General features: G+C 54.9%; 21 protein-coding genes. 4 read left to right on the forward strand and 17 right to left on the reverse strand.

Going from position 1 to position 19729, the window contains the following annotated elements:
* Positions 1-11: 11 nt before the first annotated feature.
* Both FHS19_RS19955 and FHS19_RS19960 read right to left on the reverse strand, forming a co-directional pair.
* Positions 12-941, reverse strand: coding sequence for an AEC family transporter (locus FHS19_RS19955; RefSeq protein ID WP_183583562.1), 930 nt, complete (start codon positions 939-941; stop codon positions 12-14).
* 37 nt (positions 942-978) lie between these two features.
* Positions 979-1599 (reverse strand): NUDIX hydrolase, encoded by a 621-nt coding sequence (locus FHS19_RS19960; protein WP_183583563.1) that lies wholly within the window; start codon positions 1597-1599, stop codon positions 979-981.
* Positions 1600-1735: 136 nt separating this feature from the next.
* Between FHS19_RS19960 and FHS19_RS19965 the strand changes: the two genes are divergently transcribed.
* The gene (locus tag FHS19_RS19965; protein WP_163878816.1) at positions 1736-1897 is read left to right on the forward strand and encodes a hypothetical protein; all 162 of its coding nucleotides are present in this window, start codon (positions 1736-1738) and stop codon (positions 1895-1897) included.
* Between the two features lie 127 nt (positions 1898-2024).
* On the opposite strand, the gene FHS19_RS19970 is transcribed toward FHS19_RS19965, so the two are convergent.
* The 4 genes from FHS19_RS19970 to FHS19_RS19985 form a co-directional block, all read right to left on the reverse strand.
* Positions 2025-3674 (reverse strand): S8 family serine peptidase, encoded by a 1650-nt coding sequence (locus FHS19_RS19970; protein WP_183583564.1) that lies wholly within the window; start codon positions 3672-3674, stop codon positions 2025-2027.
* 120 nt (positions 3675-3794) lie between these two features.
* The gene (gene odhB, locus FHS19_RS19975; RefSeq protein ID WP_183583565.1) at positions 3795-5066 is read right to left on the reverse strand and encodes a 2-oxoglutarate dehydrogenase complex dihydrolipoyllysine-residue succinyltransferase; all 1272 of its coding nucleotides are present in this window, start codon (positions 5064-5066) and stop codon (positions 3795-3797) included.
* A 5-nt stretch (positions 5067-5071) separates the two neighbouring features.
* Positions 5072-7942 carry a 2-oxoglutarate dehydrogenase E1 component gene (locus FHS19_RS19980; RefSeq protein WP_183583566.1) on the reverse strand — a complete coding sequence of 957 codons (2871 nt, stop codon included), beginning with the start codon at positions 7940-7942 and terminating at the stop codon, positions 5072-5074.
* 249 nt (positions 7943-8191) lie between these two features.
* Positions 8192-9079: a DUF72 domain-containing protein gene (locus tag FHS19_RS19985; RefSeq protein WP_183583567.1), complete on the reverse strand. Its 888-nt coding sequence runs from the start codon at positions 9077-9079 to the stop codon at positions 8192-8194.
* 178 nt (positions 9080-9257) lie between these two features.
* On the opposite strand from FHS19_RS19985, the gene FHS19_RS19990 reads away from it, so the two are divergent.
* From FHS19_RS19990 to FHS19_RS20000, 3 genes are all read left to right on the forward strand, one after another.
* Positions 9258-9995: a YwaF family protein gene (locus tag FHS19_RS19990; protein WP_183583568.1), complete on the forward strand. Its 738-nt coding sequence runs from the start codon at positions 9258-9260 to the stop codon at positions 9993-9995.
* Between the two features lie 142 nt (positions 9996-10137).
* Entirely contained in the window at positions 10138-11061 is a 924-nt protein-coding gene (cysK, locus tag FHS19_RS19995; RefSeq protein ID WP_183583569.1) for a cysteine synthase A, read from the forward strand.
* Between the two features lie 177 nt (positions 11062-11238).
* The gene (locus FHS19_RS20000) at positions 11239-12003 is read left to right on the forward strand and encodes an SDR family oxidoreductase (protein ID WP_183583570.1); all 765 of its coding nucleotides are present in this window, start codon (positions 11239-11241) and stop codon (positions 12001-12003) included.
* Between the two features lie 101 nt (positions 12004-12104).
* On the opposite strand, the gene FHS19_RS20005 is transcribed toward FHS19_RS20000, so the two are convergent.
* The 11 genes from FHS19_RS20005 to FHS19_RS20055 form a co-directional block, all read right to left on the reverse strand.
* Entirely contained in the window at positions 12105-12632 is a 528-nt protein-coding gene (locus FHS19_RS20005; RefSeq protein ID WP_183583571.1) for a hypothetical protein, read from the reverse strand.
* A 211-nt stretch (positions 12633-12843) separates the two neighbouring features.
* Positions 12844-13542: a YjjG family noncanonical pyrimidine nucleotidase gene (locus FHS19_RS20010; protein ID WP_183583572.1), complete on the reverse strand. Its 699-nt coding sequence runs from the start codon at positions 13540-13542 to the stop codon at positions 12844-12846.
* Between the two features lie 174 nt (positions 13543-13716).
* Positions 13717-14598, reverse strand: coding sequence for a serine/threonine-protein kinase (locus tag FHS19_RS20015; RefSeq protein ID WP_183583573.1), 882 nt, complete (start codon positions 14596-14598; stop codon positions 13717-13719).
* Between the two features lie 53 nt (positions 14599-14651).
* Positions 14652-14957 (reverse strand): hypothetical protein, encoded by a 306-nt coding sequence (locus tag FHS19_RS20020; RefSeq protein WP_183583574.1) that lies wholly within the window; start codon positions 14955-14957, stop codon positions 14652-14654.
* A 73-nt stretch (positions 14958-15030) separates the two neighbouring features.
* A complete protein-coding gene (locus FHS19_RS20025; RefSeq protein ID WP_183583575.1) occupies positions 15031-15840 on the reverse strand; it encodes an inositol monophosphatase family protein in 810 nt (269 codons plus the stop codon).
* A gap of 99 nt (positions 15841-15939) precedes the next feature.
* Positions 15940-16134: a DUF4177 domain-containing protein gene (locus FHS19_RS20030; protein ID WP_076173494.1), complete on the reverse strand. Its 195-nt coding sequence runs from the start codon at positions 16132-16134 to the stop codon at positions 15940-15942.
* Positions 16135-16150: 16 nt separating this feature from the next.
* Positions 16151-16483 (reverse strand): HIT domain-containing protein, encoded by a 333-nt coding sequence (locus FHS19_RS20035; protein WP_183583576.1) that lies wholly within the window; start codon positions 16481-16483, stop codon positions 16151-16153.
* 5 nt (positions 16484-16488) lie between these two features.
* On the reverse strand, positions 16489-17094 hold the full coding sequence (locus FHS19_RS20040) for an HAD family hydrolase (RefSeq protein ID WP_183583577.1): 606 nt from the start codon (positions 17092-17094) through the stop codon (positions 16489-16491).
* A 29-nt stretch (positions 17095-17123) separates the two neighbouring features.
* Complete coding sequence (locus tag FHS19_RS20045; protein WP_183583578.1) at positions 17124-18032, reverse strand: IolE/MocC family protein; 909 nt, start codon at positions 18030-18032, stop codon at positions 17124-17126.
* Between the two features lie 179 nt (positions 18033-18211).
* Positions 18212-18988, reverse strand: coding sequence for an aminoglycoside adenylyltransferase domain-containing protein (locus tag FHS19_RS20050; protein WP_183583579.1), 777 nt, complete (start codon positions 18986-18988; stop codon positions 18212-18214).
* Between the two features lie 48 nt (positions 18989-19036).
* Positions 19037-19627 (reverse strand): histidine phosphatase family protein, encoded by a 591-nt coding sequence (locus tag FHS19_RS20055; RefSeq protein WP_183583580.1) that lies wholly within the window; start codon positions 19625-19627, stop codon positions 19037-19039.
* Positions 19628-19729: the final 102 nt, after the last annotated feature.

Genomic DNA, 19729 nt, shown 5'->3' on the forward strand with positions numbered 1-19729 from the left:
CCTATCACCCATCAACCCAGCCACCCGATCATCAGCGGCAGCAGCACAAAGGAAGCGAGCGTCGTCCATAATATGCACCGGGTCACGACTTTGGGTGCCGCATCAAACTGCTCGGCCAAAATGACCGCGTTGACCGCGGCCGGCATGGAGCTGAGTACAAGCATGACGTTGAACAATACGCCCTGAATGCCGAGCAGGTACAAGAGAAGCGCGGACACCACCGGCGAGATGACCAGGCGCAGCGCCAGACCGGCGTAGAAAGCTTTGTTCATCGCTGTCGTATAGGCGGTCTTCCCGCTCCTTACACTGACCATCTGCGCCCCCAAAATAAACAGCGCCACCGAGGAATACGCGCCAGAAATCATCGATATTCCTTGATTCAGCTCCTGCGGCAGCTCCACATGTACCGTCCGGCAAACCACGGCAAGCACAGCCGCGTAGATCGACGGGAGTTTGAAGATCGACAGCGCTGCCTGCTTTACTGAAAACTGAGAACGTGCGGCAAAATACACACCCAGCGTATTGACGATAATGATCTGCAAAATGACATACACCGATGCCTTATCCAGCCCCGCTTGCCCAAAAGCCAGCAGTACCAGCGGCAGACCATAATTGACGCAGTTCGTAAACAGCGCCGTCAGCGTGAGGCCTGACCGTTCGGCAGCCGGGAGCGACCACGCTTTTCCAATCCCTACGGCAATCCCCCACAGCAGCAGCATGTTAAGGACCGTGAACAGAACCGTATCCGTAATCTCACCGTAGCTGATGTCGGCCCCGATCAGCGTTTCAAAAATAAGAGCGGGACTCAGCAGGTACAGGGACAGCGTGGAAATCGGCTTGGTATCGATCGGCTTAAAATGCTTGATCAGCGCCCCTCCGATCACCGGCAGCGATATCGGGAGAAACACCTGGTACACCGTAGTCAAAAACGTTTGCAGCATATGTAATCCTTTCCTGTCTTTGTCCTATGTCCTATGTTTAATCCCAAACCGGGGCCTTCTCCGGATGCCGCTTCAGTTCAAACATCAGCCTGATCTGCTCATCCGTATTGCGGATTTGCGACAGGGCAGGGAGGCCATCCTCTGCAAAAAACTGAACGCCGCTCGTCTCCACCCCTTCAGCTGCTTCGCCACCGGAGATTTCGCAGGCGATGAATATTTTATACACGTGATACGGTCCCGGCGGATTATGCTTCAAGTTGTCGAGCACGGCCAGAAGCCGGGTCGGTGTAACCACAAATCCGGACTCCTCCCGTACCTCTTTCACGGCAATTTCGGAAGGCGACAGCCCGATATCCGCCCAACCGCCTGGCAGCGACCATTCCCCTTCGGCCTTTTCGCGGACGAGCAATATTTGATTTTCCTGAAAAATCACCCCTCGCACATCCACCTTCGGCGTGGCGTATCCGTCTTCCCCGGCAAAAAGTGCCGTCAGCAGCTCGGTCTCAACATTTGTGTACTCCCGCATGATCTCTAAGCTCAGCGCCCGAAGCTGCTCAAAGCGTTCCAGGTCATATATGTCCCGCGAGTATGCCAGTCCTGTCTGGGCTACGGCTTGAATCTGTTTGGCCCATTCCAGCCATTTCAACGGTTTGTTCATCGGCAGGTCTCCTCCTCTGAATCGAATTCAATATTTTTTCATAAAAATTATTGAGAAAGATTATCATTGAGAATGAATGTGTGATACAATGATCTCGAGTCATCATTCATTAACATATCATAAGGAGTCGACGACCATGGTGAAAGCCCCTGATCAAAAATACGCTTCCTTGCGGGTTGACGATTATCTTGACCTTTTAAACCTGGCGAAGCAGCTGCAAGACACCCGGTGGCAGAAGGAAATTATCCGCAAGCTCGAACGCCTCAACAATACATCGATCCATCCATTATCCTGTTAACATAGAAGACCGCGGGGCGCGTATTTTGATAGTACCATGCCTTTGGGGGAATCTGAACCTATTTTCCAAAAGAATGCCGCAAGCGTATTTGATATTACAGCAGAGGTGCCCGTAGGGTGCTTCTGCTTTATTTGTGTTGGCCAACACTGGCCTTCAGCCAATTTTCCCATCGGCGGGTCATGGACAGGCGTGCCTCGGTGCTTCGCTCGGAATAGGTGCCTTGTCCTTCCCTCCACTCCGGTATGGGTGGAAATTGTACCCCTGTAATCCGTTCCAGTGCACTGCAGCGTTCGCCAAAGGTAGAAGCCCGTTGAAGATTCGCTTCCTCAGCTAATCCCGCTATCAAGGGCCGGACAAGCAGAGGATCGTTGATGTTTGCGGCGAGACGAACAGCCCAATACCGAATATCCAGGCTCGGATCCCCGAGCAAAGGAACGAGTTCCTCTGTTATCTCATTCCACCACTCTGGGTGCCTCTGGATCGCATACATTCCAGCCATGCGAACATGGGGACTTGGGTCCCGAAGCAGTTCCCTTGCAAATCCGGCCGTGCACCCTTCCGAATGTTCCGACCATAGAAGTGCGGACACGCAGCGAACTTTTTCAGCGGGATGCTGAAGTAATTTATACAGTGGTTGTTTCAGTTCGATTAGAGAGAAGGCATCGGGGTAAAAGGAGAGAAGCGACTTCATCACTTTATCTGTGTCCCCACTCTGCAACGCTTGCAGCCTGTAGGCCAATCCTTTGCTTTTCCACCGTTGCCAACAGGCGTACGCCCCCTCCCCTTGTAATTGCTCGGTTCCATGAACAAAGTTCACAGCTGCACGGACATCAACAACGCCTGCCTGCAGTTCGTTCCATATCGGGAGCGAGGCTCGGCTGGTCGCCAGTAGAGCAGACTTCACCTGCCGGGATGACCAGTTTGGTCTAGCCTCCCAGATGCAAGCGGCAGCTCCCAAGATCATCGGGGCCGCAAAGGAGGTTCCTTCTGTCCTGGCATAGCCCCGAGGCAAAGCGTCGGAAGAGGCAGTGAAATGATTCAGAAATTCCTCTCTGGACTGGAACGGAGTGGGCAGCACGATATTAGCGGCAGGGGCCAAAATTTCCGGTGTCCACTTATTTTCAAATGTCACGCCTCTGCTATTGGGATACGGGAGCGCATGCTCCACCTTTCCTACTTCCGGAACGATTACACCTCCCACCGACAAAACCGACGGGGCAGCCGCGGGTGCGTTACTAATCAGCTCGTGGGTATTCCCGCAAGCCGAGATTAACAGCAGCCCCTCGTCGGCCAGCTCCTCACATGTCCTGCGAACGGGATCAGCCTGCCAAGGCAGCAGCCCGGTGTCTCTGGAAGCGCTCACGGTCAATACTGCTCCGCGGATACAGTATGTGCGCCAGTTCGCTTTTAACCAGAGGAGTGCCCCGCCAATTTTCTCTTCAATATGTTCGGGAGTGTAAAACGGTCCCGTTTCGAGCAAAAACAAATGGGCTTCAGGCGCTGCTCCAGCATACCCTCCTTCCGAAAGTTCACCGGATCCGGCAGCAGCAGCTGCGCTCATTAATCCGTGATGCCCTCTATCCCATGGTCCTTGGTCAGCGGCAAGAAGTTCAGGCAGTGCCTGAGAGTCTGATGTGCGGACCAGATATGTATAGCGCCGTTTGTTTGATGTAACATCAGGATGGCGAGGGAAAATGCCGTCAATGACGGCGATATTGACGTTCTTCCCCGTTAAATGGTCTGGAATATCCAGAAATGATCGAATCGATGGCCACATGCTTGTTTCCTCCTTCATTTTGGAATAAATGCTTACTGCTGCCTCCCCCCACCACGCACGAAAAAACGGACTGCCTGCAGGCAGTCCGTTTCGTTGTATCCGTTAAGGTAAACTATGAAATTATCCTTCGAGCAGCAGAGATTCCGGATCTTCCAGCATCTCCTTGATCGTCACCAGGAAGCGTACGGCATCAGCGCCGTCTACGATCCGGTGGTCATAGGACAGGGCAATATACATCATTGGGCGGTTCTCCATCCGTTCGGCGTCGATGGCCACAGGGCGAAGCTGGATGTTGTGCATGCCCAGGATACCGACCTGCGGTGCGTTCAGAATCGGCGTGGACAGCAGGGAACCGAAGGTTCCGCCGTTCGTGATCGTGAACGTGCCGCCTTGGAGCTCGGACAGCGCCAGCGTATTGCTGCGCGCCTTGCCGGCCAGCGTAGCGATCTCTCTTTCGATGTCGGCAAAGCTGAGACGGTCGGCATCACGGACGACAGGTACAACGAGGCCTTCTTTGGCCGATACGGCGATACCGATATCGTAGTATTTCTTCACGATAATGTCTTCCCCGTCGATCTCCGCGTTCAGGTGAGGGAACTTCTTCAGCGCACCCACCACCGCTTTAGTGAAGAAGGACATGAAGCCAAGGCCAATCTCATGCTTCTCTTTAAAAGCATCTTTGCGGCGCTTACGGATGTCCATGATCGCCGTCATGTCCACTTCGTTGAAGGTTGTCAGCATGGCGGCCGTTCTTTGCGCTTCCACCAGGCGTTTGGCGATCGTCGCGCGGCGGCGGGACATGCGTGTGCGTTCCGCCGGTTTGCCCGGCTGGGATACCGCTGCTGGAGCGGCTGCCTGCGGCGCCGGTGCAGCAGCCTTAGGCGCTGCCGGAGCTTCCCCATGGTTCTTCACGTTGTCCGGATAAATGCGGCCTTTCGGATCACGGCTCGATACCTGATCCAGGTCGATGCCCTGCTCGCGGGCCAGCTTGCGTGCCGCCGGCGACGCGGCGAGGTAACCTTCGCCTTCGCCGGAGCGTGCAGGCTCGGCTGCTGCCGGTGATGCCGGTTGGGCTGGTGCCGCAGCCGGTGCCGAAGGCTGCTGAGCCTGCGGCGCCTCTTCCTTCGCTGCCGGTGCGGATGCCGGTTTGGCATCGCCACCGGTGCCCATACGTCCGATTACTTCACCGATTTGAACCGTATCTCCGTCTTTTCTCAGAATTTTCTCCACCACGCCGTCTTCTTCGGCACTGATTTCCAAATTGACCTTATCCGTTTCAAGTTCGAGAAGGACGTCGCCTTGGCTGACTGCCTGGCCTTCCTCCACATGCCATTTAAAAATCGTTCCTTCCGTGATGGATTCTCCCATTGCCGGTACTGTAATATCGCTCACTGCCGCTACCTCCCCAGAGTGATGTTATGTTTAATGGATTTTTGATTCAATGCTGCCGCAACGATTTGCTGCTGCTCGAAGGCGTGTACTTGTTGGAAGCCGCTCGCTGTACTGGAGCGTTCCGGACGGCCGTTGTAATTCACCGGCGTATCCTTCGGCGCTACCTTGCGGAGCTTGGACTCGATGTAGCGCCATGCTCCCATGTTCTCAGGCTCTTCCTGTACCCACAAAATTTCCTTCACGTTCGTAAAGCGGGCCAGAATGCCGGCGACTTCCTTCTCAGGGAACGGATACAGCTGCTCCACACGAAGGATATGCAGCCATTCGTTCGCTTCACCGCTCTTCTCCAGTGCCTCTTCCAGCTCAACGGCAATTTTGCCGCTGCACAGGACGATGCGCTCTACGCGCTCCGGACGTCCGCCCAGACCCGGCTGTTCCAGGACAGGCTTGAAGGAACCTTCGGAGAACTCAGCCGGGCTGGAAGCCACGCGGGCATTCCGGATCAGGCTCTTCGGCGACATCATGATCAGCGGACGTGCATCTTCGCTTTCGGTCAGCGCCGCTTGACGGCGAAGCAAGTGGAAATACTGGGCTGCCGTCGTAACGTTCGCTACCGTGAAGTTCTCTTCCCCGCCGAGCTGCAGGAACCGTTCCAGACGTGCACTGGAGTGCTCCGGTCCGGCGCCTTCGTAGCCGTGAGGCAGGAGCATCACAAGGCTCGATTTCTGTCCCCATTTGGAGCGGCCGGCTGAAATAAACTGGTCGGTGATCACCTGTGCCACGTTGGAGAAGTCACCGTACTGGGCTTCCCAAATAACCAGGGTTTCCGGCGAGTACACGTTGTACCCGTATTCGAATCCGAGCACCGATGCTTCGGACAGCGGGCTGTTGTAAATCGCAAAGGATGCCTTGGCGTCCGGCAGATGATGAATCGGGCAGTAAGTCGAGCCGTTCTTCGTATCGTGCAGCACCAGGTTCCGGTGAGCGAAAGTGGCCCGTTCGGCGTCCTGACCAGTCAGCCGGATCGGCTTGCCGTCTGCGACGATCGAAGCGAAAGCCAGCGTCTCTGCAAGACCCCAATCCACCTTTTCCCCTTCATTCAGCGCGGTTTCCCGGCGCTCCAGAATACGCTGGAGCTTAGGATAGACGTTGAAGTCATCCGGACGGGTCAGCAGGTCCTTGTTGATCTTGCGGAGCTTGCCAATCGGCACGGCCGTCTTGATCTTGGCGATCCGCTCTTCGGCAGGCGTCAGGTGATGCGAGTTGGCCGGATCCTGTTCCTTGTCCTTGATCCGGTCGTATGCCGCTTTCAGACGTTCCTGAACCTGCTGGATGACCTGCGCGGATTCCTCCTTGCTGATCACGCCTTCCTTGATCAAGATATCCGCATAAATAGCGGCAACCCGCGGATGTGTCTTCACTTTCTGGTATACGAGCGGCTGGGTCGTATCCGGATCGTCCGTTTCATTGTGTCCGTAGCGGCGGTAGCCGACCAAGTCAATCAGGAAGTCCTTCTTGAACTTGTTGCGGTATTCGCTGGCCAGGCGCATCGCGTTGATGCACGCTTCGGGATCGTCGGCGTTCACGTGAACGATTGGAATTTCATAACCTTTCGCCAGGTCGCTTGCGTAATGCGTCGAGCGGGAGTCCTTGCTCTCCGTCGTAAAGCCGATGTTATTGTTCGCAATAATATGAATCGTTCCGCCGTTCTGGAAGCCCGGCAGCTTGTTGAAGTTCAAGGTTTCGGCCACGATGCCTTCGCCCGGGAATGCGGAATCCCCGTGAATCAGCACCGTCGCGGCTTTGTTTACGTCCTGCTGCGGATATCCCGGCTCGGTACGGTTCTCCTGGGCGGCGCGGGCAAAGCCTTCGACCACCGGATTGACATACTCCAGATGGCTCGGGTTGTTCGCGAGCGTGATCTTCGCTTTGACGTCGCTTGCGACTTCAACAGTGCGGTTCGCACCCAGATGGTATTTCACGTCTCCGGTCCATCCGAAATTGATGCCCATCGATCCTTCCGAAGGGAACATCTTCTTGTTCGGGGAGTGATGGAATTCCGCGAAAATTTTATCGTAAGGCTTGCCGAGCACGTGCGCCAGCACGTTCAGACGGCCCCTGTGGGCCATGCCCATCAAAATATGCTCTGCTCCTTCGTCCACCATGTTGCGGACAAGCTCATCCAGCATCGGAACCATCGTGTCGGTTCCTTCAATGGAGAAGCGCTTCTGCCCGACAAATGTTTTGTGAAGGAACTCCTCGAATTGATCCACTTCCACCAGTCTTTCCAGCAGCGCCTTCTTCTGCTCTGCGTTCAAAGGAACCATAGACTGGTTCTCGACCTGGCGGTTAAGCCATACGCGCTCCTCCACTTCATGGACGTGGCTGAATTCGTAAGCAATCGTGCCTGTATATGTTTGACGCAGTTTCTGGATCGCTTCCCAGCCAGTTCTCACGTTATCGGGCGCTCCGTCCCAGATCAATGAAGCCGGAAATGCCTCCAGATCGGATTGGCTCAGCCCGTACTGCTCAGGCTCAAGCACCCGTGTGTCGGCTTTGGGGAGAATTCCCAGCGGATCAATGTCTGCCGCCAGGTGTCCATAAGTGCGGATGTTCCACACCAGCTTGCCTGCGTCAACGCCTTTCTTCAGCAGGTTGCCATCCAACGCGACGGACTTCGGTGCCGCAGGCGGCTCCAGCTCGGCAGACGCCATCGGCGGCGCTCCCCACAGCTGGAACACTTTACGGTATGTTTCGTCCACCGATTCCGGATCATTTACATAACGTTCGTACTGTTCCTGGACGTACCCCAGATTGGGCCCGTAATACGATTCCCATGCCCCCTGCGCTTGCTCGTCTCTCTTATTGGTTATCATCGTTAACGTGATACCTCCGCCTTGATTTTTTAATAGTCATATAGAATGAATAAACCGCTTCATTGTTCAATCTATATTTGGACGGAAATCTGAACAATCAATGCAATGTAAGCCATTTCACGAAAATGTAAGCGGCTCATTTTCTATTATAAACAAATCGGAGCCAGACCTGAAATAACCATTTAATATAGTTATCATCTAAAAAACAGATGGATTAAGTTTGTCACCCATTCTCGCATATGACAATATTTACAGCTCCCCTTCGCCAAAAAGCGACATCTGCCCCGGGGGCTTCTCCGGGGTCTTTATGCCGAGCTTGTCCATCAGCTGAATTGCATTGTCCGCCGCATCCCCGCCCGAATTGTTGTTAAAAATAACCCAGCATTCCCGGGTTTTCTCCAGCAGCTTCCCGATATGCTCCTTCCATTCCTCTAGCTCCTTGTCGCTGTACCTGTACAAATACCGGACTTCCCGCCAATTGGGCTGACCGCTGGAATGCCATCCCGACGTATTGCGGCCATGCAGCCGCACCAGCGACACGTCTTCACGGGTTGCTTCCAGAACGAGCGGCACCGATCCCTCTCCGGCCTGAGGCTCGTCGCAGACGGTATGAATCCAGCCTTCCTCCTGCATAAAGGCCAGCGTCTTCTCCCGCATCTCCCCGGCAAACCAGCTCTGATGACGAAATTCCAACGCCACCGGGAATCCGTCCATCCATTCGCGGGTCCGGCGTAAAATCTCCACATGCTTGCGCTCGCAGTCAAACCACGGCGGGTACTGAAACAGCACGGCGCTCAGCTTGCCGGCCTGGCGCAGCACCTCCGCGGACTCCCGGAACGCCTGGAACATCGTTCTGGAATCGGGATAAGGGCTTTTGCCCCGGGCGTGTCCGGTCATTCCCTGATAGGCCTTCACCACAAAACCGAAGGACTCCGGCGTTTGGGCGGCCCATTTCTCCATACGCTCCGGCGAGGGAGTCGCGTAGAAGGAGTTGTCCATCTCCACGATGGGAAACACGTTGCCGTACATCCTCAGCCTTTCCCCCGCCTTGGTTCCCTTGTCGTAAATGTCGTCATGATCCCCCCAGCCGGAAAGTCCGATTCGAACCCGCTCGGCGGGGGTTATCGTCTCATCCATAGCCATCGACTCCATCCATAGTATTGACCAACAATAATTTTCCAAGTATAACATCCTCTTACCATACCTATACCCGATTGGGCGAGGCGTCCTTCAGAACTTGCGATATTCCAAAAAGTGGATATGATAAGAGGTATGCGTCAGCTTTACGATCTTCAGTAGCAAAGGAGCATGAATTATGAGCCATTCGTTCGTCATGTTTTCCGGCCCGCACCTTGCTGCGCTGACGGTCTTCGTGCTCGCCTGCATCCTGCTGTTCCTGGGCAGACTCCGCCTTCAGGACAGCATGCCGGCCAGACAGACGGTCCGTTATGGGATCATCGCCTGTCTGATCGCCTCCGAAATCGCACTCGACATATGGAACATAACAGAAGGCTACTGGAACATCAAGTCCACGCTGCCGCTCGAGCTGTGCAGCATTACGCTGCTGCTCTCGGTGGTCATGCTGGCCGTCCGCAGCCGCTTCCTCTCTCAAATCCTGTTCTTCGCCGGGATCGGCGGCGCCCTTCAGGCCCTCATTACCCCAAGCCTGGTTTTTGCCTACCCTCATTTCCGGTTCTTCCAATTCTTCGCGGCGCATATGCTCATCATCTTGGCTTCCCTGTACATGACCTGGGTCGAAAAGCTTCAGCCCACCTGGAAATCCATCGGCTGGACGATGATTTTTCTAAACGTCCTGGCTCTTGGCGTTGGCGTCCTCAACTGGATGCTGGGGTCCAACTACATGTTTCTGATGCACAAGCCGCCGACCGCTTCGATTCTGGACTTTCTCGGTCCGCATCCCTTTTATTTGCTGGCTGAAGAGGGAATCGCCCTGCTGATTTTCGTATTGATGCAGCTGCTGTTTTTTGTCCTGCCTGCGAAAATATCCAAAGCATCCACGGCAGCCAAAGGCGGGGACAAAAGCGTCCTTTAAACCGGCCATAAAGCCTTTCACGCTGCCCGCGGCGGTATATCCATCTATTTCCTCGGCGTTGTGATCTCCCTGCCGAAGTTCTATAATGAACGGAAAGCTAGAAGCTGTGAACCGGCTGAAGAACTAACAAGGAGATGGACCCATGACTGGACCGAAAGTTGTGCAAAATATTACCGAGCTTATCGGCGATACCCCGGCGGTCAAGCTCCGCCGTTTGGCGGGAGAACAGGACGCCGACGTGTACGTGAAGCTCGAATACTTCAACCCTAGCGGAAGTGTCAAGGACCGGGCGGCTTATAATTTGATCGCGCAGGCGGAGCAGGACGGCCTGCTGAAGCCAGGTTCGACCATTATCGAGCCGACAAGCGGCAACACGGGCATCGGGCTGGCTATGAATGCCGCAGCCAAAGGATACCGGGCCATTATGGTGATGCCCGACAACATGACCAAGGAGCGGATCAATCTGCTGAAGGCCTATGGAGCCGAAGTGGTGCTGACGCCAGCAGCGGAGCGGATGCCCGGCGCCATCCGCAAGGCGCAGGAGCTGCACCGGGAAATTGAAGGCAGCTTCATCCCCCAGCAGTTCGAGAACCGGGCCAACCCGGATATTCACCGCCGCACGACGGCGCTGGAGATTCTGGAGCAGATGGAAGGGCGGCTGGATGCCTTCGTCGCAACGGCGGGCACCGGCGGAACCATTACCGGCACGGGCGAAGTGCTGAAGGAGAGACTCCCCGGCATCGGCATCTATGTCGCCGAGCCAAAAGGCTCGCCCGTGCTATCCGGCGGCCAGCCGGGACCGCATAAGCTGGTGGGCACCAGCCCCGGATTCATCCCGCCGATCCTGAACACGGACGTCTACGACGAAATTTTTCAGGTCAGCGACGAAGACGCCATCGGGACGACGCGCAGCCTTGCCGCCGAAGAGGGTATCCTGGTCGGCCCCTCCTCCGGCGCCTCCGTCTGGACCGCGCTGCAGGTAGCCCGGCGTCTGGGACCCGGCAAACGGGTGCTGTGCATTGCGCCGGATACCGGAGAACGGTATCTGAGCATGGGCATCTTTTAGTCGCACACAAATCGAAAGGCATCAACCGGTTTTTTACAGCCGGCTGATGCCTTTTTGTATACACCGGACGAGGTGTGCATATGCCCGAATGGGAGAGCAACATCTTGAAATCCCTCTCATGCTATAAATGACTCAGGCAGGCCATAACCTGTTAAACCGATGAGGAGTTGACAATATATGAATAGATTGACTGGAAAAACGGCACTGATTACCGGAGCGAGCCGCGGCATTGGCCGTGCCATCGCGCTGCGCCTGGCCGCCGAAGGAGCGCTGGTGGTTCTTCATTACGGAAAGAACCGCTCTGCCGCCGAGGCGGTTGTCCGCGAGATCGAGCAGCTGGGCGGATCGTCGATGCTGGTCGGGGCGGACTTCCGATCCGTACGCGGCATCCCGGAGATGTATGAAGCCCTGGACGGCCTTCTCGAGGATCGAACTGGCAATCCCGGCCTGGACATCCTTGTGAACAATGCGGGCATCGGCCTTTCTCTTCCTATCGAAGCAACGACGGAGGAAGCCTTTGATGAGGTGATGAGCGTGAACGTCAAAGCTCCGTTCTTCGTCATTCAGCAGGCGCTGCCGCGGCTGCGGGACGGCGGGAGGATCATCAACATCTCCTCCGCAACAACCCGGATCTCGCTGCCGGTGATTCCGGCCTACAGCATGTCCAAAGGGGCGATCAATACGCTGACCCTGACCCTCTCGACTCAGCTTGGCTCCCGTGGCATTACGATTAACGCGATCATGCCGGGATTCGTGGAGACCGAGATGAATGCCGAGACGCTGCAGACGCCGGAAGGCCGCGAATTCGGCGCTGGCTTCTCGATCTTCAAGCGGTGGGGACAGCCGGAAGATGTGGCTGATATCGCCGCCTTCCTGGCTTCGGATGACAGCCGCTGGATCACGGGCCAGCTGCTGGATGCAAGCGGCGGAATGCATCTGTAACGGGCTTGCCATGCCTCGGCACCCGGGTTCCCTGCAAACTGCCAAGGAAAGCAAAAAATCCAGTGCCCCGGCGGCACTGGATTTTCTTTGTTACACGATGATTATGGGATATACTGCTGCACCAGTTTGACTACTTTGCCGTCCTTCACCGTTAAATGAAACGGGAAAGAGCGAATGTCCAGCAGCTTGTCGTTATGGTAAATTGCCAAAAACTTGTTCAAGCTGACCGGTTCGTTCCACTGAATGTTCATTCCTTCATAGGTTCCGTCATGATCATACAGCTGCATCAGCACATCGGAGTCCGGAGCGATTTCGTACGTCTCCAGCGTCTCATCGTCGTTAACGATGTAATACCCGTCAGGAGCGCCGCCCAGCTCTTCGGCATCCGGCTCCCGTTCAAGGAATTTCTTGTCTGCCTCCGCGCCCTCGTACCATTCGATCGGATCCACCGTCACGTAGAGGTGGCCATTCTTTTGTCCGATGGTAGACAGCATCGCCGTCACCGTATCCTCGGTTTGCGGAACCGGCTTATATTCGTTATCAGACCCGACTGCACTCGTTGAAGTCACAACCAACCCCAGCAGAAAAACGATCATCAGGGAAGCGAACACGGTCATCTTTTTTTTCATTTGAAAATATCTCCTTTATGGAATCATGATTTCTATCCATATCAACCATTACCCTGCGGGATTGTTTTCAAACGCTGCGAGAGGGCTTTGTGATGTAACTTTATTGTAAGCCACAGCCGGGGCCAAATCGTCACAAATTCGTTACAGCCGAGTCAAATTGTTGTAAATTTTTCAAGCGCTTTCGTGGTTGGAGATACCCACACACACCTGGTCAGCCCTTTTTCTCCAAAATGTCCTTGATCTCCGCCAGATCGTGGATCTCATAGGTCGGGACGATGCCGGTTACGTTGGGCAGCCGGGTCGGGTTGTACCAGCACGTGTCGATGCCGATATTATTGCCGCCCTGAATGTCCGAGGTGAGGGAATCGCCGATCATCAGCATTTTATCCTTGCGGTTCTCCTGAATCACCCGGAAGGCATGCTCGAAAATGCCGGCTTGCGGCTTCTGGAATCCCGTATCCTCGGAGACGATGACCGCCTCGAAAAAGTCCTTCAGGTCGGAACGGCCGATCCGTCCGAACTGCACCTCTTTAATGCCGTTCGTGATAATGGCCATTTTGTAACCGCGTTCCTTAAGATAGAGACAGATGTCCAGGGCGCCCGCCAAAATAAACGCGCCTTCGGCAAGTGATCCCAAGTAACGTCTGCTCAATTCCTCGGCATCGTCGCTCAGCCCCTGTTCACGGCCGAATCGGCGAAAGCGCTCGACCCGCAGCTCCGCTGAGCTGATCCGTCCCTGCTCAAATTCGCGCCAGAGCTCCTCATTGATCCTTTTATAGCAGCCTGTTATTTCCGCATTGTTCGCATCGAGGCTGCAGCTGGTGAGCAGCTGGTTCAGCGCGTGGCTCTCCGACATTTTAAAATCGAATAGCGTCTCGTCCGCATCAAATAAAATCCATTCGTAAGACAAGATGTACCCTTCTTTCAGTAAAGTGATATAAACGGTGTTAGCATGCCTCCAATCAAAGTTCATGTAAGGCATCATCCGATTTGTGCGTTACTATTGTACCATGCTGCCAAATGCGCCTGCTTGCCTCCCCGTCCGTGGCCCAAAACAAAACGAATGGGCAATCCGGCCCCGGCATCATCCGTTCTCTGCCGCTTGGAGAACCTCATCCCAGGCTGACGCGAAGTCGGCCACAGAAGTGTACCGCCCGGCCCGATCGGCATGAGCCGCCTTAAGCGCAACTTCATACAGGGGCCTGCCGGCATCCCATTTGTCATAGGAACGGTCCAGCTCCCCGCCAAAGATGAAAAAGGCTGTCGCCCCCATATTATACACATTGGTCACACCGTCAATCGCAGCGCCTTGCTCAAACTCCTCGGGGGACATAAAGCGTGAGGATCCCCACAGCCTGCCCATCTGATTATAAAAAGGGCCTTTCTGGTACAGATCGATATCGCAGACTTTCGTCGTATCGGCGGCAAAATCGTAAAGAACGCTTCCGTCATAGAAATCAACCGCTATGTACCCTTTCTTCTCTACGTGAACATGAAAATCCAGAATGGCTCTGTACGACGTTAGCCGCTTCTCCAGCGGCAGTCTGCGGTAACGATAAAACGGGGACCTCGGGTCTTCATATTTTGCCGGAGGCGGAAATACCCAGTGGGGATGCAGCGTCTCCCCGTCAAACCATTCAAACACGGCGGCATAGCCGGGTCCGGCTTCAAAATGGCTCAGCAGCCGCACCAAGCCCGGATGATCCAAATCTTCGTAAATTTGAACAGCCTGCTTCAAACGCAGGATGGCGTCCGCCGGTTCGCCCTCAAACTCCGTGGTAGCCGCTCCGGCGTACTTGATGAACCGTCTGACTCCGTCCTTTTCCACGCCAAAAGAAAGGTTGCCGGAGTCCTGCTTGTCAAACACCGCAAACACTTTGCCCCAAGCGGGCAGCCATTCCAGCGGATGCAGCCTTTTCAATTGAAATGTTACGTCGTCGATGTTGATCGTAACCGGTTGATCCATTCGTTCAGCTCCTTTTTATGGTTGTCTTGTCGAAACACCTTGGCGCATGCCCGTTACTCTTCCTTCTGGGTACGATCGCTGCGTCCCTCTTCCGCCGTGCCGGGTTCCGCGGCCAGCTCCCGTTCGAGCTCCGCTTCAATGTCCTCGTCACTCATCTGGTAATCATCCTCTTCCGACATGCCCAGCCGCCTCTCCAAAGAGCTCACCCTTGCCCTCAAGTCTTCCACCATGCCGTACAAATAGCTTAACAGGCCGACCATAACAAGGAAGGTCAGTAATGTCCCCCAGGGTCCAAACACCCAGGTAGCGATCAGCCCCCCGGCAATAAACACGACGATCCCCATGATAAAATAACCCATGACCCACTTCCCCTCTGCCGATGGTTCAGCATCCGTCACCCCTGGGACGGCTAACTGCCGCTGCAGTAAGCCTCTATCTGCGCCCCAATCCTTCCGCAACCATATTCAAAAAGTAATCCCGGTGGTCCGAATGACAAGCGATCAGGTAAGGCTCTTCCGTCATGGCGTCAAAAGGATTTCCTTCAAAGTCCATCACCAGCATCCCCGCTTCCTTCGCGATCAGAACGCCGGAATAGAGGTCCTCCCCTTCGGAGTTATACAGGATGATGGCATCGATGTGCCCTCTCGCCAGCATGCACCACTGCAAGGTCGGCGCCCACAGCCGCATCATCCGCTTCGTATGCTGGTCAATGTGGTTTCTAAGCTTAGTGGCGCGGTCATCGCTGCTGCCTACCACATGTCCCTGAATCCAGGCGACCGTTGCTTTATTGAACGCCGGTGCAGGCACGTTCGTTACGGGCTGCCCATTGCAGGTTGTTCCACCGTAACGGGTGGACACGAACAGGCGGTCAATCATCGGTTCGTAGACCACCGCCATGACCGGCTGCCCTTGGTACATCAGCGTAATCGAGCAAGAGAACGCAGGCAGACCGATCGCATAGTTGTTCGTTCCGTCCAACGGGTCCACCAGCCACATCCAGTCGCTGTGCCGGCCATCATCTCCCGATTCCTCGGCCCGGATCCGGTGATCCGGAAATGTGCTGTGGATAAGCTCAAGAATTCGTTCCTCGGCCAAATGGTCCACCACCGTGACGAGGTCGCCGTTATCCCCTTTTTGGTCAACCTTCTCCAGCTTGTCAAAATGCGCCTTCGCGATGGCTCCCGCTTCCTTGGCTGCGGCGACCGCCAGCTGCTTCGCTTCTTCAATGATCCGTTGATCCATAGGTTTCCATCCGCTCCTCTTTGCCTAGTGTTCATATTACACCGCCTTCGCTCCTTCATGAAAGAAAAAACCCTGTGCAACAGGGTCTAATGTCAAGCATTATACTTTCCGTTTGAAAATGGCGATGACGTCCCGCGACTGTCCCTGGGATACGCTTGTGTCGAAGCACGATACCAGCTCCCAGCCCTCATAGCCATAGCTGTTCAGCAAATCCTCAAATTCCTCCTCGTCCACCTTGCCGCCTAAAAAGCCGCCCGTCTTATATTTCACCGTCTTGTACGACCATTGTTCCATCATTTCACGCTTCCTTTCATCGTATCGTTTGACCGCTCACGACATGCCAATGCATATGTTTGGACTCCTGGTAGTCCCCTAAATTGGTGACGACCTTGGCTGCTCCGGTCTGCCGTACCAAATCAGAAGCGACCTTCTTGACTACACGTAAAACTTCGAGCAGCAGTTGTTCGGTATTCGCCGCTTCTTCGGATATCAGTGAACCTATATGTAGCTTCGGGATCACCACGATGTGATGCTCATAATAAGGGCGCGTATGATGATAAGCGAGCACCTGATCCGTCTCATACACGCGGTTAACCTGCGTTTTGCCGTTTAGCACCTCGTCGCAATAAAAATCGTTCGACACGCCGCTCACCCTTTCCTTATACGTTGCTGCTTCAGCAGCCGCGAAACCTCCTCCACCCAACGGCCTTCGGAATCCGCGATAACCGTATGCCAGCCCAACGCTCTGGCAGGGATCAGATTTTTCTCCTGATCGTCCACATAAATGCAAGGTCCTTCCCCATCGCTGAAGTGCTCACATATGAGCTGATAAATGCGGGGGTCCGGCTTGCAGTATCCAGCCCTGCTGGATATGGTAAGGCTCTTTACCTGGTCCTTGACCGGTTCCAGCAGCCCGCTTAGCCATTCCTCCCGGTGGTTGCTCAGCAGGTGGACAGCCGCCTCCCTGCTCCAACTGGAAATACGCTCCAGAGCGGGGAGCGGTTGCAAATACTTCATGGCCAGCGCGTTCAGCCGCTCCATACTCAGATCCGGTCCATGCCCGGCGAGCCAGTCCCTGAACTGCTCCATGGTGGTGTCGCCTGTCCAGAACGACTCGCGAATTTCCCGCCTGAAGCGGTCTTTTAACTGACGATAACTCGTTCCACCGGCCATGGCGGCCTCTTCCCAAAATCCAGGCGAGAGGTTCGTGGCAATAACACCGGCAACATCCAAAATAAGCTGGGGTCTGTTCATCGGCTCCTCCCCTTCCAAGCGCCAAGGCATCATCCGCTGGGATTCGTGCTGCGCAGACATTCGTCTACCCATTCGTAGCAGCGCTGCAGATCCTCACGGCTGACAAGATCGGAGCGGTGCTCGAACTGAATTTTGACCTGCGGGTTCTCCTCACGGATGACAGCTAAATAATCTCCGATCGGGGCCCATCCGTCCTCCGGGCGTTGATCCGGCAGCACCGGGTAGCGCAGCTTAACGTGCGTTTTTGTGTACTGAAGATTCCACAGGTGGATGACCTCCGCATACTTCGCAAATTTACGAATGACCGGCAGGGCCTGGAAGAACGGGTCCACGTTCTCCTGCAAAAACAGCCTTCCCGTATCCAGACATAGCCGGATGTCCGGGTACTTCTTCAGCAGCCCTTCCAGCACGTCATGCTCATAAATATAAGAATTCAGCGCATCGAATTCCAAAACCGGCGTAAAGCCGTATTCTCTGGAAGCGGCGCTAAGCCACGCAAACAGCTGATCGCTGCGCTCCGCAAACCTTTCGAGCGAATAATCGCTATCATAGACATACTCCGCTCTGTCGGAAAAATGCCATTTGTCCCAGTTGACCCGGTCATCCAGGATGACGGGCTTTGGATAATGGAACAACACGTAATCCGGCTGTACGTTCCTTAAATAGTCGAGCTCATCCCGGATCAGCCGGAGCGCTTCATCACGGATATGCTCGTCCGCATCCAGAAACAGGGCGTCCCGAAGCAGCGACTTCCCCGCACGAAGCGGAAAATGTACGCCGATCCGGAAGCTGCGCGCTCTGGAGGCGCTCAAGAGCTTCTGCGTGTCCGCTTCATTTTCAAACAGACAGGCCTCGATTCCGTAAAAGCCGTCTCTGAAATCGCTCTCCATCTTTTGCTCGTCAAACGAGCCGTATTGCCCGATCATAAATCGCTTCATCGTCATTCCTCCGGCAGCGGTTGTGAACCATCCATATGCAAATTTAACCATTACTTCCACGTTCCGTCCAGTATTCCTTGAACCAAACCTGGACGAAGGCTGAAGAATCAATCGATAACGTATATAAGTTGAAATGAAGGATGGGAACAAGTACGTAAAGTGTTCCTACGATCGGATGATCAGGGACGAATCCCCTCCTCCATCATCCGCTGCTCAATCTCCTTCAGCATATCCCGGGCAAAATCCTGAAGCATCCGCGGCTCCACCCTCACTTTATCCGTCTGCCCCCCGTACTGAAGAAGGCACTGCCGCAGGAGCGATTCATACGCAGGCGGAAGGGCCGAGAGCCCCCATTCGCCGCCTTCCTTTTTGGAGGAAACTTCGCCTTCCCGCAAAAATCGCAAAATTCTGCACAGATTAAGCGTGTAATACACCGGCGTCTCGGCGATCTGCTCCACGGCATGCTCCACATCGGACCAGATCGACCGGATATACATCTCTTTCTCCGGCCTGAACACGGACCGTGCGGGCTCCCCATACAGCGTCATCCCGCGGTGGTAAATGACCATCATATGGGCCGCAAGATCAGGGTCTTCATAACCGCCGCATACATATTGCGCATCAGATTCATACCGCTCCCGGTGCGCCTCCGAATAATGGAATTCAAACGGTGTTGGGTGCAGCGGCTCTCCGGCATACTGCCTGAGGATGACGCTGACTTCCATCCCGCGGTGCCCCGGCATCAGCCCGTGAAGCTCAAGAAGGCCTCGGGCGAGCCGAGTCCAAACCTCCGAATCCGGCTTCTCTTCAATGACCGCAAGGAGATCGATATCGCTCCGGTCTTCACGGTAACAGCCCATTGCCAGCGAACCGTGCAAATATAAGCCGGTTAACGGTTCCCCGAGCTCGGCCATAAAAAGCTGTGTCAAACGGTCCAGCGCCTGCTGCGTTTTCATAACCTTCCTCCAATATAGAAAAATGGACGATAATGCCACTTCACATGCCTATTCCCGCCACGTTCGCGTAACCTGCCGCAGGGTCTCTCCTTCCCACTCCGTTTTGTAAATATCAGGCATGGAAGTGGATTCCCAGAAAGCGTAATCGAACCGCGAATCAAATTCGCCCAGCATTAACGTCATAATATCGCCGTGAGTCCCAATGACAATCCGCTGTCCGGCGTGCTGCTCCAACAGCTTCCGGATCACCCGGACCGCTCTTTGCCGCGCCTCCAGGCTCGATTCTCCCCCAGGAAAAGCAAAAGCGGCATCGCCGTATACCCTCCGCTTCGCATCCTGAAACGAAAGGGCACCGATTTGTCCGATCTCCCGTTCTCTCAAATCTTCTTCTATGATGATTTCCTTGCCTGCGGTGTCGGCCGCATCCCGGATCGTTCGCACGGCACGCTCGTAGGGACTGGATATGTACAGGTCAATGCCTTCGCCCAATAATCTGTCCTTGACCGCAAGCGCGTCTGCCAATCCCTGACGGGACAGCCCCCGTGTTCGTTCCCTGCCTTCCTCATACGGCGATTCGGCATGCCGGACAAAATATAGAATCGTGCTCCGCTTCAGGTGATGTACTGAATTTGCAATCATGAACCAGCAACCTTTCCACCATATTGGGTTAAAAAAGAAAAGCACCCGCTTCAACTCCATCATACCAGCGATCCTGCCGCTGACATATCTGAAAGTTTCACG

Source organism: Paenibacillus rhizosphaerae (genome assembly GCF_014192015.1).
GTDB lineage: Bacteria > Bacillota > Bacilli > Paenibacillales > Paenibacillaceae > Paenibacillus_AQ > Paenibacillus_AQ rhizosphaerae.